Here is a 15,848-nt window from a genome sequence, read left to right as displayed (position 1 = left end):
GGATTTGCCCTCGTCGCCAGACTCGTCCTGTATGGCGTTGGTGAATTGCCGCCAAACCTGATATGAGGTCGGAAGTGGCTAGAGGACACACATTCCAACATACGCGTTCGTGACTTCCTTCTCAAAGCCATACATGCTAGTCGAATTGTATGTCAACAGGGCATACGGATTGAGGGCAGATATGTGGAAGCCGAGATTAGTCGAGACCGCGCGGATGAAGTACCTCGGTATCGTCGAAGCATTGGAAGCGGACGTCCGTTCGGGCCGCGTAGCGCGGGGAGATCGACTTCCTGCTCAAAGAGCTATAGCTGAGGCTCTCGGCGTCGACCTCACCACCGTGACGCGCGCATTCAACGAAGCGCGCCGTCGGGGGCTCGTGTCGGCGCAGGCTGGTCGCGGGACGTTCATCAGCGAAACGCTTGATGGCGAAGCAGGCGAACAGAGCCCGTCCTTGATCGATCTCAGCATGAACATTCCTTCTCAGCCTTCGGAACTCGATCTCAGGAAATTAGTATCGAGCGGCGTTGCGGGTATTCTAGGAAGCCCGAAGGGTCTGCTGCACCTTCACTATCAGGAAAGCACCGGCTCGGAGCCTGATCGGGTGGCCGCGGCGAGGTGGCTCGGGAGCAGGATCGAAGGAGTGACCTCCGAGCGGATTGTCGTGACCGGTGGAGCGCAAAGCGCGCTGTTTGCACTTTGCGAATTGCTCCTCAACCGAGGCGACCTCGTTGCGGCGGGTTCGATGACATACCCAGGTCTCAAGGCCGTGGCCATTCAGAAGGGCCTATACATTGAGTCGCTCGAAATGGATGAGCGCGGCATTGTGCCGGAAGCGTTCGAAAAAGCTTGCCGCCAGCGCAACCTGAAGATGCTCTACGTGGTCCCAAGTATTGACAATCCCACGACAGCGACACTCCCGGAAGATCGTCGCCGAGAACTGGCGGCTATCGCAAGGAAGCATGGCGTACTGATCGTGGAGGATGACCCTTACTCGCCGCTGAGGACCGAGCGAACCGTTTCATTGGCAGAACTCGCGCCCGACATAACCTGGCACATCGCAACGCTATCGAAGTGCGCGACGCCAGCTCTCCGGGTTGCTTACGTCGTTGCGCCGAGTGCCACGAAGGCGCTGCGCCTGGCTGGCGTCCTGCGCGCAACGCTCCTGATGGCGCCCCCTTTAATGTCGGCGTTGGCTAGCCGGTGGATTTCGGAGGGGGTACTGCAAGATCTTACGGACTCGATCCGTTGCGAAAATGCGGAACGACAAAAAATCGCGTCTTCGATCCTGGGGCATCTCTCGTTTGCGGCCGACCCACAGGGGCATCATCTTTGGTTGCGCTTGCCGGATCACTGGCGTGCCGTCGACTTTGCGGAACACGCGGACCGGGCAGGAGTTTCCATTGTCCCGAGTTCGGCCTTCGCAACAGCGGCCCATCCGATGGAAGCGGTCCGTATATCCTTGGGCGTCGCTCCGGACCGGGGCGATCTCGAAGATGGTTTGACTTCGCTTGCGACGCTCATATCCCAACCCTCGATCGCAGCACGGGCGGTGGTCTGAGCGATAGCGTGGCGATATAGTTCCGCGTGATCAGCGCATCATAGGCTATTCGGCTGTTCGGGAATTTGAGTCCCCCAGAAACACGTCCACGTTGAACAACGGCCAGAACTGCTGCGTCCGTCTTGGCGGTCGGCATCCGGAAAGAGGCCGCGGAAGCAAACGCCTGCCAAGGCGGACGGCCGCATGCCCACGGGACACCTCCGTGCCATGGTTGGCGGCCGTCAATCTTCGGTAACCAAACATCACGCTCCGGGAGATCGCACGAGCAACCGTCGTAACAGCGGGCTGCTACTGTCTGTGGCGGAGTGCGGGCCAACGCGATGCTGCCACTGGGATGGAGGGTGTTCTTGAGGGGTCACTATACTCGAGAAGCCGCACATCCTCAGGGCGTTTAGCTGGTCGGGCAGTACATGCCCGATCGCGCGGATGTCCCCTTTGAACTGGTGTCTCTCCCGCAGGGTGCGGGCGACCGTAAAGCCACGTCCGTCACGGAATTTCGGGAACTCGACAACGATTAGCTCAAGGTCCTTCAAAAACGGTACGATCCTTTCTGCCGTCATGCCGGCCGAGACGTAGACCCCCAGCGGGCGCTTGAAAATTCCGTCGCCGCGCATTTGTTCCAAGACTTCGCAGGGTACGGCGTACGGCCCTTGGCTGTGGGGAACGGCATCTGTCTCCGGATAGGTCCAGTAGTCGACAATCACCTCAGCATCGCCATTAATGACGGCCATAAACGGCCTCCTTGAAGGGTGACGCTCCAATACGCCTGTAAGTCTCAAGGAAACTCTCGCTCTCCGACCGGTTCGCGACATAAGTTTCCGTAATCGCCTCTATCGCGTCGGGCACATGGTCGGCGTCAACCGCGGGACCCAGGATGCTGCCGATGGTTGCTTTTTCATCTGCAGATCCACCAAGAGTGATCTGGTAAACTTCATCGCCATTTTTGTCGACGCCCAGCAACCCGATCCCGGCCACATGATGATGCCCGCACGCATTGATGCAGCCTGAGATATTGAGATCAAGCGGACCGATGTTTCTCTCCTTCTCCCCATCTGCGAAACGTTCCGCGATACGCTGCGCGACGGGGATCGAGCGCGCAGTCGCCAAACTGCAATAGTCCATCCCGGGGCAGGAGATGATGTTCGTGAGCAAGCCGATGTTTGAAGAGGCCAATCCACCTTCTTTCAGCATATGCCAGAGTTCGTATAGACGGTCCTCGCGCACGTGCGGCAGCACGACGTTCTGTTCGTGGGACACCCGGATCTCCCCAAAGGAGAAGACGTCGGACGCTCGGGCGATCAGATCCATTTCGTCCGCACTGACATCGCCGGGAATTCCACCAACCGGCTTCAAGGAGATGACCGCCGAGACGTATCCTGACCGCCGATGACGATGGGTATTACTATTAAACCACGCCAAGAAAGCCGGCTCGCTTCGTTTGGCTTTTTCAAGCGCGATGGTGACTGCCGGCAGATCTTCGAAGGGAGGATCGACAAACCGTGCGGCCATCGCCGCGATCAGGCGTTCATCAAGGGCGTTGGCATCCGGGGGCATTGCGGCGAATTCGTCCTCGATCATCTCGATGAAATGTTCCGGTTTCATGTCGCGAAGCAGTATCTTGATCCGCGCCTTGTAGATGTTGTCTCGACGTCCGAGCGAATTGTACACCCGCAAGATTGCCTCGACGTAGCGTAGCAAGTCGCGGACCGGAAGCCATTCACGCACCTTCGTGCCCACTATAGGCGTCCGCCCAAGACCACCTCCGGCGAATACCTGAAAACCGGGTAGACCATCCTCGTTCAGATGGGCCAAAATGCCGATGTCGTGGACGCGGACAGCCGCCCGATCTCGGGGGCTACCGGTGATCGCAATCTTAAATTTGCGAGGTAGGTAGGTGAATTCGGGATGGTCGGTGGACCATTGCCGCAATATCTCCGCATAGAGCCGAGGGTCAACGATTTCTTCGGCCGCCGCTCCTGCAAAATGGTCCGTCGTCACGTTGCGGACGCAGTTCCCACTGGTTTGGATGGCATGCAAATCCGCTTCCGCGAGGACGGCAAGAATGTCCGGCGCGTCGGAAAGCCTGGGCCAGTTGAATTGGATATTTTGGCGGGTTGTAAAATGTCCATACCCGCGATCGTAGTAGCGGGCAACATGGGCAAGTTGGCGCATCTGGAAAGAACTCAGGACCCCATATGGGAGTGCCACTCTAAGCATGTAGCCATGCAATTGAAGATAGAGCCCGTTCATTAGTCGGAGCGGTTTGAATTCCTCTTCGCTCAATTCGCCTTCGATGCGGCGCAGTACTTGGCCACGAAATTGCTCGGCGCGATCCCGCAGGAACTGCCGATCGTACTCGTCGTACCGGTAGATCCCCGCAAAGGGTGACGTCGAAATTGCTGATGGCGGAGCCGGGGGTCTCTGTGTCGTCCAACGGTTTCCAGGTGACGTTACGCTGAGATCGGGTCTGACGCTGGGGCCAACACTTCGTAGTCGCTCACGGCGAGCGACCGGGACCGGAGTACCTTGGGAGGTCTCGACAGAAATGGCCCGGATATCGATCGCCACGTTACTGTCGCGCATCTGCAATTTCTCGACAACGGCCGCGGTATCTTCCGTACCGAGCACAGCAGCTCCCTCAATCCGGTCGACCCAAGCTTCTGCTTTATCCATCCAAACAACCACGCCGTCGTCCAGCCGGTTTCCGGTAATTACACTGTGCGACATCCCCGCTCTCCGCTTGACATACTGTTAATTCCCAACGGCACGTCCGTTTCCCGCACTTCTGTGCGGCACTTGAAAGTACGGCAATAAAACATACAATATGAAGCTAGTGTCTTTTATATTTTGGCCGAAATTGACATAATTTGCTCATGCGAGCTTGTTTTCTGATAAAAATTGTCGCCAGTCGCTGACTGGAGGTTTCTCTTGCTTCGGGCTATGTATGGCTGTATTCGCTCCAGTGTATGGACGTCATCTCTTCTGAGACACGTATATCTATGTCTAGCTCCTAATCTGGGGACGCTCGGTTTAGGCTGAACATGGCAAGCTCGGCCTTGGTCGTTCTTCGATCAAGGACGAGTCCCCCATAAGTACGGTGAGCACATGATCGACGCATTCTTGGCAATGGTTGAAAAACGGACCGACCAATCGCGCGGATTCAGTGCGTTCGGATCCTCGCCATCGAACTTGTGGAATCCTACGAGCGAACCTGGAGCGCGGGAGGGAAGTCAATGTTTGGATTGACCGCTCTCGAACTGGCGCGGATGCAATTCGGCTTCACCATCTCCTTCCACATAGTCTTTCCTGCAATCACCATAGGTCTGGCGAGCTATCTCGCCGTTCTCGAAGGCATGTGGTTATGGAAGAAGGAGATCGTCTATCGAGATCTGTACCATTTTTGGTCGGCGATATTCGCGGTGAATTTTGCCATGGGTGTGGTCTCTGGATTGGTGATGGCATACGAGTTCGGCACCAATTGGAGCTATTACTCTGCCTTCGCCGGCTCGATCACCGGGCCGCTGCTTGCTTATGAAGTCCTGACCGCATTTTTCCTCGAAGCCGGGTTTCTCGGCGTCATGTTGTTCGGGTGGAACAAGGTCGGGCCTGGACTCCACTTCTTTGCGACTATCATGGTTGCCATCGGCACCTTAATTTCCGCAACTTGGATTCTTGCTTCAAACAGCTGGATGCAAACCCCGCAGGGATACGAAATCGTCGATAACGTGGTTGTGCCCGTCGACTGGCTAAAGGTGATTTTCAATCCCTCCTTCCCCTTCCGTCTTGCGCATATGACGGTGGCAGCTTTCCTCGCGACCGCGCTTTTCGTGGGGGCGTCTGGAGCCTGGCATCTTTTGCGAGGAAACGATCATCTCGCCGTGCAAACGATGTTTTCCATGGCGATGTGGATGGTTCTGCTCGTTGCCCCCTTACAGATCGCGATTGGCGACCTGCACGGGCTTAATACTTTAAAACACCAGCCTGCAAAGATCGCCGCGATTGAAGGCCATTGGCGAAACGAGCCAGGCGCAGGCATGCCGCTTGTTCTGTTCGGATTGCCAGACATGGCAGCTGAGGAAACTCGGTACGCAATTGAAGTTCCGCGGCTTGGCAGCGTCGTACTTACGCATACCTTGGATGGCCAGGTTCCCGGCCTCACTGAATATGCGCCACGCGACCGGCCCAACTCCGCGATCGTGTTTTGGTCTTTTCGTATTATGGCCGGCCTCGGCATGTTTATGATGGTTCTTGGTCTCTGGGGTGCCTGGTGCCGTTGGCGAGGCCAGCTCTATACGTCGCCTCTACTGCTCCGCTTTGCGATGTTGATGGGACCTTCCGGTCTCATTGCAATTCTCGCCGGCTGGTACACGACGGAAATTGGCCGTCAGCCTTGGATCGTTTACGGCGTGATGCGGACCGAAGAAGCGGTATCGAACCATTCTGCCGTAGCGCTCTCCTCGACTTTGCTCGTCTTCATCGTCATGTATTTCTCCGTCTTCGGCACGGGGGTCAGCTATATGCTGAAACTCATGGCAAAAGGCCCGATAGCATCCGCGGAACAGCCCTCAAAGGATGACGGGAGCAGATCTCATCGACCGGCGAGGCCGCTGTCTGCGGCACCCGACGATGTCGATCCTTCTCTGGATTGAGGAGAAAAATCTTGGGTATCGATCTACCTCTCCTTTGGGCAATCATCATCGCGTTCGGCTTGATGATGTACGTGATCATGGACGGCTTCGATCTAGGAATCGGAATCTTGTTTCCATTTGTTCATGATCGGGATGATAGGGACGTGATGGTCAACAGTGTCGCACCGGTCTGGGATGGTAACGAGACATGGCTGGTACTAGGCGGGGCGTCCCTTCTGGCTGTGTTCCCCTTGGCGTACTCGGTGATCCTGAGCGCGTTGTACCTGCCTTTGGTACTCATGCTGGCGGGGCTGATCTGGCGCGGTGTGGCTTTCGAATTTCGCTTCAAGGCTGACGAGGCTCACAAGGCTTTTTGGGACAAGGCCTTCGCTTGGGGCTCTTACGTCGCAACCGTTTCGCAAGGTGTCGCGCTCGGCGCCTTTATAAACGGCTTTAAGGTGAGGGACGGCGCGTATGCGGGTGGACCTCTTGACTGGCTCTCGCCTTTCGCGCTTTTCGCGGGCATCGGCCTTCTGTTTGCCTATGCGCTTCTAGGCGCGACTTGGCTCGTAATGAAAACCGAAGGCGAGCTTCAACGGCGGATGCGCGAACTTGGTCGCCCGATCACGATCGGGCTGTTGGGCGTCATCGCGATCGTCAGTCTTTGGACGCCGCTCGCCCACCCGAATATCGCGCAGAGGTGGTTCTCGTTGCCGAATTTGCTCTTCTTCGCGCCAGTGCCGGTTCTCGTAACCGTGGCGACATGGACTTTGCTACGGACGCTCAGGGGACAAAGCGATGCCGCGCCATTTCTCCTATCCCTTTTGCTCCTCTTCCTTGGCTACACAGGTCTGGCAATCAGCCTCTGGCCTAACATAATCCCGCCCGCTGTCTCTATCTGGGAGTCCGCCGCGCCTGTCCAAAGCATGGCGTTTACGCTGGTCGGCGCGTTGTTCATCATCCCCTTTATTCTCGCCTACACGGCCTGGTCCTACTACGTCTTCCGCGGAAAGGTGAGGGCCGGGGAAGGATATCACTGATGTCGACTGCTCCCACTCAACGCCTGTGGCTCCGCCGCATCGGTTGGCTCGCTATCATTTGGAGCTCGAGCGTTGCTGCTTTGGCGGTGGCGGCAGGGTTCTTTCGGCTTTTGATGAGCGCGGCCGGGATGACCGCCTAAAGAATACTCCAACACAGCAGGATCTTTCCCCAACGGGCGAGACCAAAACAAAGGGGCGCACCGCGGAAAGCGGTGGCATCCAGAGGAATGCAGATGAGCGAAAAGAATGCCTCCCAATCCCCGTTTTCAGGATACGAGGAAGCGGCCCTCACCTTTCACCGGCATCCAAAGCCGGGAAAACTCGAGATACGACCAACTAAGCCACTGGGTAACCAACTCGATCTGGCTCTCGCCTACTCGCCAGGGGTTGCGGCCCCCTGCATCGCCATTCATCAAGACCCTGCGGCAGCGACGGAATACACCGCGCGCGGCAATCTTGTCGCGGTAGTCTCCAATGGCACAGCAGTCCTTGGCCTTGGCAGTATTGGCCCGCTCGCCTCCAAACCGGTTATGGAAGGAAAAGCTGTCCTCTTCAAAAAATTCGCGGACATAGACGCCTTCGATATCGAGGTGGACGCGAGCGAAGTAGAGCGCATGGTCGACGTCGTGGCTGCGCTTGAACCAACGTTCGGCGGAATCAATCTCGAAGACATCAAGGCACCTGAATGTTTCGAAATAGAAGAGAAACTGCGTGAGCGGATGAGAATTCCGGTCTTCCATGACGACCAGCACGGGACTGCAATAATTGTCGCGGCAGCGGTTCTCAACGGCCTGGAGCTTACGGGCAAGTCAATAGAGAGCGCCAAGATCGTCACCTCGGGGGCGGGTGCCGCCGCGATCGCCTGTCTCAACTTGCTCGTCACGCTCGGTGCTAAAGTCGAGAACATATGGGTTAGCGACAAAGACGGCGTCGTCTACGAAGGGCGAAACACCCTTATGGATCGCTGGAAGCAAGTGTATGCGCAGGCTACCGAGGCGCGCACGCTGACGGACGTCATCAAAGGTGCCGATGTTTTCCTTGGGGTCTCCGCAGGCGGCGTATTGAAACCCGAGCATGTTGCATCGATGGCCGTGTCACCGTTGATCCTAGCATTAGCCAACCCTACGCCAGAGATCATGCCAGATGAAGCGAGAGCCGTTCGGCCGGACGCAATCATTTGCACTGGACGCTCTGACCAAATCAACCAAGTCAACAACGTGTTGTGCTTTCCCCACATCTTCCGTGGGGCTTTAGATGTGGGTGCAACCACCATCAACGAAGAGATGAAGATGGCCGCGGTGCGGGCTATTGCCGCGCTCGCGCGGGAAGAGCCTTCAGAAACCGTTGCCAGGGCGTATTCCGGCGACACGCCGACCTTCGGTCCGGATCATATCATACCCTCGCCCTTCGATCCGCGGTTGATACTATGGATTGCGCCCGCCGTGGCAAAGGCGGCGATGGAATCAGGGGTAGCCCGCCGCCCGATCGATGATATGGAGGGCTATGTTGACCGCCTTAACCGGTTCGTTTTCCGCTCAGGCATGATAATGAAGCCGGTATTCGCCGCAGCGCGCGCGCTGAGCGAACCCAAGCGTGTGATTTATTCCGATGGCGAAGACGAGCGCGTTCTACGTGCCACGCAGGTGATAATAGAAGAAGGCCTTGCCCGACCGATACTGGTCGGACGACCACAGGTCGTGGATGCGCGATTGAGGCGCTTTGGTCTGAAAGTTCGTCCTGGGGTCGATTTCGAATTGATTAATCCAGAAGACGATCCTCGCTATCGCGAGTATGTCGACCTTTATCTTTCCCTCGCGGGTCGAGCCGGCGTAACTCCGGAAAGCGCGCGTACGATCGTACGCACCGACACCACTGTGATCGCAGCGCTGGCGGTCATGCTGAATCAAGCCGACGCTTTGATTTGCGGTCTCGTGGGAAGGTACGAGCATCACCTTGATGTCGTCCGTCAAATCATTGGAAAGGTGCCCGGAATCCATGACTTCTCGGCCCTGAGCTTATTGATCTCGCAGAGAGGCGCGCTCTTCCTTACCGACACTTATGTCAATTATGACCCGACTGCGGGTGAGATAGCCGATATGACCAAGATGGCAGCAGAGATGGTGGCGCGTTTCGGCTTGGAGCCGAAGGTGGCGCTACTATCGCATTCGAATTTCGGATCCAGAGATTCGGCGAATGCCCGAAAAATGAGGGATGCAGCAGCGATTGTTGGCAAGAAGGTTCCGCATCTCCAGTACGACGGCGAGATGCACGGGGACGCCGCACTCTCTCAAACGTTCCGGGATCGTGTGTTTCCCGGTTCGGCGCTAACGGGGGAGGCTAACCTTCTGGTGTTCCCGAACTTGGACGCTGCCAATATCACTCTCAACGTCGTGAAGGAACTTACCGACGCTCTACATGTCGGGCCGCTCTTGCTTGGCGCGGCCCGAACCGCGCATATCCTGAGCACGTCAGTGACGTCGCGCGGCGTCGTCAACATGACAGCGCTCGCAGCCATCGAAGCCCAGCACGCTCGATAACCGCCAAACCTTCCAGGCGGTCGTTAGACGACCGCCTGGGAAACCCTTTCAAGCACCTTGAAAGGGTTGCTGTTCCCGGCGCCCCCGCATTGTCTGATTTTTGACAATGGGATACATCTAATGGTGAGGTTGTTTTAGTTTTTCGTACCGCGAACCCATCGGGGGCGTCATGCTTGACGAAAAGCGCGTGCGGCGCGGCCTGTTTCTGGTTTTCGTTACCCTCTTCCTCAACGTGGCGGGCGTCGCCATCATCATGCCGGTGCTACCGGCCTACCTCGAAGATTTAACGGGTGCCGAGATCGGCGAAGCAGCGATCCAAGGGGGCTGGCTCGTGTTCGTGTATTCGGGAATGCAATTCCTCTTTGCACCGCTGGTTGGGAATTTAAGCGACCGCTTTGGTCGACGGCCCATTCTACTGTTAACCGTTTTCACTTTCGCAGTCGACAACGCCATCTGCGCGCTCGCGACGAGCTATTGGATGCTCTTTGTGGGCCGCGTTCTCGCGGGAATCAGCGGAGCGAGCTACGCGACAGCGTCTGCGTATATCGCCGATGTCAGCAACGATAGCGATCGGTCCAAGAACTTCGGACTGATCGGCATCGCGGCAGGAATGGGTTTTGCGTTGGGGCCTGTGATAGGTGGCGTTCTGGGGGAGTTTGGCCCCAGGGTGCCTTTCTATGGCGCGGCGATACTCTCGTTCCTCAACTTTGTGATAGGCTTGTTCTTCCTGCCAGAAACGTTGCGTTCCGAAAATAGGCGCCACTTTGAGTGGAAACGCGCCAACCCTATCGGCACTCTTCGCCATATGCAAAGATATCCAGGCATACGTTGGCTTGGTCTCGTGTTCTTTCTCTACTGGCTGGCGCACACCGTTTACTCTTCGGTCTGGTCTTTTGTGTTGGCATATCGTCACGATTGGACTGAAGGACAAATCGGATTGTCTCTCGGAATATACGGAATAGGGGGCGCGTTCGTTATGATTTTCATACTCCCGCGCGCCGTGGCGCGATTTGGAGAACGGCGCACGGCGGTGGCCGGAATGGCGTTCGCCGCGTTGGGCATGGCAGGATACGCCGCTGCGTGGCAGGGATGGATGGTTTACGCGGTGATCATAAGTACGGCGCTCGAAGGGCTCGCGGACCCTCCATTGCGCAGTATTGCCTCTGCGCAGGTTCCCCCGTCTGTTCAAGGGGAACTACAGGGCGCGCTTGCCAGCGTTTCAAGCCTGACGACCATCCTTGGACCATTCATCTTCACGCACGTGTTTGGCTACTTCACGCGACCGCCGGTCGGATATTCCCTCTCAGGCGCGCCTTATATTCTTGCCTTCTCTCTTGTCGTCATTTCTCTCTTCATTTTCCAACAGCGCGTCCGCACCGGCCCCGACGGCCGGTCCCAAGACCTGGCGAGGGACGCCTGAATTGCCTGGAAAGCTCCGGCGCGCCCTATTGGGCGTGTTGTGTGAAGTTTGTCTGCGGCAAAGCCTCCGACGGTCCACCGCCCATACCATGAGTTAGCTTTGCGAACGCCCCCGAACAGTCCATCGTTACCAAAGCGAGCAGAAGTCGGACGGCGAGGAAATGTCAGGGGAACCAGCGCCTGAAAAGCTCGGCAAATGCGATTGAGATCTATGAGGGTCAGCTGGTTTGCGCAAAGACTGAAAAACGAGACCCACGGCCGACCTCGGAACGAACCTCGACCCGGTGGCCCAGCAGGTCGACGGCGCGACGCACGACAAACAATCCTATTCCGAGGCCGTCCACGTGCGTCGTATCGAGCCTTTCGAACGCATCGAAGATCTTTGGTAGCTGATGGGGCGCTATACCGATCCCAGTATCGTAAACGTCGAGCCGCATCTCATGTCCGGCAGACCTACATCCGATCAAAACAGATCCCCCTCGGCCCGTGTATTTGACGGCATTGCGAACGAGATTTCGCATGATGCCTTCCAGCAGCACCGGATTGCTCATCACGTTGCAATGCGTGGCGCAGACTCGGATATCGACGCCTTTTTCACGCGCGAATAGCTCGTTTTCCGCGGCTATTCGTTGAAACAAGGGGCAGAGCGGCACGCGGGAAATTTCTATGGTATCGATTTGTTCGACGAGCCGTAAAGCACCGACCAAGCGGTCAAGCTGCTCGGCTAATCTACCGATCGCACGTTCTCCGCGTTCCCATTGCGCTTTGTCCGAATTACTTGCGATACGGTCGCCGAGCCATTCGTAGGCACTCTGAATGACCTGCAGTGGTTGTCGCAGGTCGTGACCGGCCATCGCCAGAAGGGTGGCTTGGAAATCGCTGGTGCGCCGCAGGTTAAATGAAGCGTGATTGTTGCCGGTCGTTATAGCAGTCAGTAAGCCGCTCATGTGCGTTACCTCTAAATGTGGCTGCATTGATTGATGTACGAGCCCAATTCATCGCGCGAACAGCGATCTTTCAGGCCACTATACTGGGCTGGCTGGCAACCTTCTCGCGCTCGTTTGACTGTGTTTGTTGCGCAGGTGTTTTCGATCGTCTGGATGGCGCGACGAACGCCGGGCATTCTCGCAGATTGTGGGGCGGCGACCTGCATCACAAAGCAGGTGCACAGTGCGAAGATGTGTATGATTGCCGGGACGGTCTTCATAGTGAATCTCCAGCCGAAGATTGCCGCCTGAGGCGTATAACGCTCCAGGAGATGGAGTCTTCACGACTGATCTAAGCGCTAGTTTAGAAAGGAGCGACGCGAAAAAGGCGCTCCAATGTATTCGACATCGGCCCGCGTCCGAGATTTCCTAAAAACTCTTCGACGGAACGAACAGGCAAATCGTCTTGCTGTGCTCCGCGCCCGCGACAGAACACCAGTGGTATACGCCGTCGGGTGAATACTTGACCCGATGGTCTTTGTAAGTGACGACCTCGCCGGTACCGTTGATAACGTAGCCTTCAGGGCGTTCGCTGATCGCCTCTTCGCTCACTTGGCGGCAGTCGATCCCGGAACAGCACGAGTATGGATAGCTCCATCCCTGCGGTTTAGCGTTGGTGGGAACGGCGTCATGGGGATGAGCCGGGCAGGGGGCTAGGACCGAGGCGATAAACACCGTGGCTAGGAAAGTCGCGGGCGGCGTGGTTCCGAGGACATTGCGCATTCTTTCCTCCACGGATACTTGCGTTTTGTAAGGAACAGGATGCGCTTATTGGTTCGGGGAGCCTATTCTACAGGTGCATCATGGCACTGTACTAAGGTGTGGGTCGGTTCCTCCCGATAGGTGGTGGTCCATCGGATAGTTGGATCGGCATCGCCGGACAGTCTCTCCGCCACGCTCCGCCGCTCTCGTGGCGGGGAGGTTGGCCGGCCGGCTATTGTCGAAACCGCGACTGGGGCATGTCTGACGGTGCTACGGGGTGGGGCGCTCTGTCTGTATCGAAGGGGTGCTTTTTGCCGCGCGTGCCTTGGCGAGGCGTGTGAGCCCGATCTTCGCGGCGATCAGGAAAGGGGCGGCGACGACAAATAACAGAGCCACCGCGTTGAATGCGGTGTCGAACGCGATCACTGCCGACTGCCCCGATACGGACCTGCCGAGGAGGCCTACGGCGGCGCGGCCCGCCTGTGCGGCATCCATCCCCTTAGAAATCAACATCGCCGTCGTGGTCGTCATTCGTTGAATGACCGCTGTCCCGCCCCCCGTGACGTTTGCAGCGAGAACCGAGAAGTTCCAGGCCACATTGTGGTCGATGAGTGTCTGAAGAGCAGCGACTCCGATCAATCCGCCGAACTGCCTTCCGGCATTGAACAAACCGATGCCCGACACGAGGTTTTTCTCGTTGAGCTTGCCAAACGCAATCAACGTGATCGAAAGGAATAGAAACCCGAGACCAAGACCTCGAAGCAGGATCGCCGGCATCATCGTATCCGTACCGCTTTCGGCGGTGGACCCGGATAGCATCCACATTGAGCCCATGATCAACAAGATGCCGAAGGGAACCGTCGCAAAAGGAGGAACCCGGCGGACTTGCATAAGGAAAGCGGCGAAAAGCAGCGCGCAGACGAAAAGTCCGCCACTCGGCAAGAGCAGTAGTCCTGCGTCAGTAGGCGTGAATGCAAGGATTGAAACGGCAAACGACGGGATCAAATAGGCGCTTCCAAACAACGCGGCGCCTGCGACAAAGCTCACGATGAACGCGAAGCAAAAGTCCTCTGATCGAAATACCGTGTAGTCCAACAAGCCCCTGTCCTTTACCAGCACCTGTTGTCCCAAGAACATCAAAAGTGCGGCGATCCCGATGACAGCCAGACAAAGGATGCGGGGTTCTTCGAACCAGTCCCAGCGGGTTCCTTGGCTAAGCACATAGGTCAGGCAGCAAACAGACAGGGAGATCAGCAGAAACCCGACCCCATCGAATGGACGCAGCGGGCGCCTTTCAGCCATCGGAGTCTCTTCTACCAGCATCAGACCCGCCGACGCGAGCGCTATTGGTACCACGCTGAAAAATATCCAGGTCCATGACTCGCTGTCGAGCAACCAACCCTGAAGGGCAGGCGCGATTGTTGCTGGCGCGACAACGGACCCGACAGCGAAGAGCGCTTGAAGAAGCGGCTGGTTAGAGCGCGAGTAGCTTAGAAAAATCAACGCTTGTCCGCCGGCGAGCAGGGTGCCTCCGGCGAAGCCCTGCACTATGCGGAGCGTGATCAAGACATCTAGCCGAGTGGTAAGGGCCGCTATCCCGCATGCGACGCCCATCGCCAACGCGGCGCCAATGACCAGACCGCGTGGATTGAGGCGGTTCATAAGGAAGGGTGCGGCAAGGAACCCGATTAGCTTGAGAGCCGTGTATCCGACATCCAGCCACGCGAATTCGTCGGGAGTTGCGTATACGTCACCGATGATGTCGCCGCGCCCGAGCGACAGGACAGTGCTGGCGATCGCTTCCGTCAAAGCAGCCAGCATTATGCCCGCTATTAGCGCCGCACCAGACGACGTTTTATCGAGAGCTGGGGGCGCTTGTGTGACCGCTGTCATGAACCGCTTTCTTGGTCAACGAAGACCCGGGCAGACAGTCCGGGTAGCAAACGACCCGGTAACGGATTGTTGGTAAACCGAATTTTGACGGGAACGCGCTGCACCACGCGGACGAAGTTGCCCGTGGCGTTGTCGGTGGGCAGCAGGCTAAACGCGGATCCGCTGCCGGGTGCGAAGCTGTCTACCACGCCTTCAATGCGTTCGTTTGGATAACCATCGACCGTAATTTGTACCTTCTGGCCGGGCTGGATGTATTCCAATTGGGTTTCCTTGAAATTTGCAACCACCCAGACATCGTTTACAGGAACGATATCCAGGAGAGGCGTACCGGGAGACACAAATCGGCCAACGCGGACCTGGCGGTTGCCGATGACGCCATCCACCGGCGCACGTACAACAGTGCTTTCAAGATCGATTTGTGCAAGATCACGAGCCGCCTCTGCCTGAGAAACGGCCGCAACGGCCGCTTCCCGTTGGGCCGCGAGTACTGCGATCCGTTGCTGCTGAGCCTCGATGGTTGCTGAGGCCGCCGAAACGCCCGCCTCAGCTCTCGTCCGCGCTGCGTCGCTCTCATCCACGTGGGCTTGACTGATTGTATTGCTTCGGATGAGTTCGCGACGACGCTCGTATGCTTTTGTTGCAAGGTCCAACTCAGCCTCTGCCGAGCGTTTCTGAGCTTCTGCCTGTTTGATAAGAGCGTGCTGGAGCTCGGTCTCTGCATCGACGTTCGTCAAGCGCGCCTGAGCTGCGTCCACGTTGGCGACCGCCTGGGCAAGACGGGCGCGATAGTCGCGCTCATCGATCCGAAACAGAACGTCGCCAGCGTGGACGGTTTCGTTGTCCTTGACTTGTACCGCGGTGATGTAGCCCGAGACCTTCGGTGCAAGCGAGGTGAGGTCTCCGCGAAGATAAGCGTTGTCAGTCGATGTTGCGCCCGACGAGCGAGCCCAGGCCCACCCTCCAGCTCCGACTGCCGCTGAGCCGAGGCAAAGTAGGAGGCCGATCACTTGTCTCTTTTTGAGTTGCGCCACGACGCCCTCCGGTAATGTTTGTTACCAAGGCCTCTTACGGTAACTTGCGTTACC

The 15,848-nt window shown here is 57.3% G+C and carries 12 protein-coding genes; 6 read left to right on the top strand and 6 right to left on the bottom strand.

Annotated elements, in window-relative coordinates:
* Positions 1–214 precede the first annotated feature (214 nt).
* Positions 215–1,558, top strand: a complete 1,344-nt coding sequence (locus IB265_RS14705) for a PLP-dependent aminotransferase family protein (protein WP_210334497.1) — start codon at positions 215–217, stop codon at positions 1,556–1,558.
* A gap of 242 nt (positions 1,559–1,800) precedes the next feature.
* Here the strand turns inward: IB265_RS14705 and IB265_RS14700 are convergent, their stop codons facing one another.
* Both IB265_RS14700 and IB265_RS14695 read right to left on the bottom strand, forming a co-directional pair.
* Positions 1,801–2,289 (bottom strand): DUF934 domain-containing protein, encoded by a 489-nt coding sequence (locus IB265_RS14700; protein ID WP_192371181.1) that lies wholly within the window; start codon positions 2,287–2,289, stop codon positions 1,801–1,803.
* Complete coding sequence (locus tag IB265_RS14695) at positions 2,276–4,285, bottom strand: DUF2849 domain-containing protein (protein ID WP_192371182.1); 2,010 nt, start codon at positions 4,283–4,285, stop codon at positions 2,276–2,278. The genes IB265_RS14700 and IB265_RS14695 overlap by 14 nt, the downstream gene beginning before the upstream one ends.
* A gap of 506 nt (positions 4,286–4,791) precedes the next feature.
* Here IB265_RS14695 and IB265_RS14690 point away from each other — a divergent pair.
* The 5 genes from IB265_RS14690 to IB265_RS14670 all read left to right on the top strand — a co-directional run bounded on the left by IB265_RS14690 (position 4,792) and on the right by IB265_RS14670 (position 11,183).
* Entirely contained in the window at positions 4,792–6,207 is a 1,416-nt protein-coding gene (locus IB265_RS14690; protein ID WP_192371183.1) for a cytochrome ubiquinol oxidase subunit I, read from the top strand.
* Positions 6,208–6,218: 11 nt separating this feature from the next.
* Positions 6,219–7,226 (top strand): cytochrome d ubiquinol oxidase subunit II, encoded by a 1,008-nt coding sequence (gene cydB, locus IB265_RS14685; protein ID WP_192371184.1) that lies wholly within the window; start codon positions 6,219–6,221, stop codon positions 7,224–7,226.
* On the top strand, positions 7,226–7,366 hold the full coding sequence (locus tag IB265_RS37345) for a DUF2474 family protein (protein WP_192371185.1): 141 nt from the start codon (positions 7,226–7,228) through the stop codon (positions 7,364–7,366). The genes cydB and IB265_RS37345 overlap by 1 nt, the downstream gene beginning before the upstream one ends.
* A gap of 93 nt (positions 7,367–7,459) precedes the next feature.
* Positions 7,460–9,763: an NADP-dependent malic enzyme gene (locus IB265_RS14675; protein WP_192371186.1), complete on the top strand. Its 2,304-nt coding sequence runs from the start codon at positions 7,460–7,462 to the stop codon at positions 9,761–9,763.
* Between the two features lie 169 nt (positions 9,764–9,932).
* Entirely contained in the window at positions 9,933–11,183 is a 1,251-nt protein-coding gene (locus IB265_RS14670; protein WP_192371187.1) for a TCR/Tet family MFS transporter, read from the top strand.
* A 217-nt stretch (positions 11,184–11,400) separates the two neighbouring features.
* Here IB265_RS14670 and IB265_RS14665 read toward each other — a convergent pair whose 3' ends face one another.
* The 4 genes from IB265_RS14665 to IB265_RS14650 form a co-directional block, all read right to left on the bottom strand.
* Positions 11,401–12,129, bottom strand: a complete 729-nt coding sequence (locus IB265_RS14665; RefSeq protein ID WP_192371188.1) for a sensor histidine kinase KdpD — start codon at positions 12,127–12,129, stop codon at positions 11,401–11,403.
* 408 nt (positions 12,130–12,537) lie between these two features.
* Complete coding sequence (locus IB265_RS14660; protein WP_192371189.1) at positions 12,538–12,891, bottom strand: hypothetical protein; 354 nt, start codon at positions 12,889–12,891, stop codon at positions 12,538–12,540.
* 249 nt (positions 12,892–13,140) lie between these two features.
* On the bottom strand, positions 13,141–14,763 hold the full coding sequence (locus tag IB265_RS14655) for an MFS transporter (RefSeq protein WP_192494865.1): 1,623 nt from the start codon (positions 14,761–14,763) through the stop codon (positions 13,141–13,143).
* Positions 14,760–15,794, bottom strand: a complete 1,035-nt coding sequence (locus IB265_RS14650) for an HlyD family secretion protein (protein WP_192371191.1) — start codon at positions 15,792–15,794, stop codon at positions 14,760–14,762. The genes IB265_RS14655 and IB265_RS14650 overlap by 4 nt, the downstream gene beginning before the upstream one ends.
* Between the last annotated feature and the right edge of the window lie 54 nt (positions 15,795–15,848).

The sequence above is a fragment of the Ensifer sp. ENS10 genome (assembly GCF_014852025.1).
GTDB lineage: Bacteria > Pseudomonadota > Alphaproteobacteria > Rhizobiales > Rhizobiaceae > Ensifer.
The sequence above is the reverse complement of the archived record's forward strand: the minus strand, read 5'-3'. Positions and strand labels throughout refer to the sequence as shown.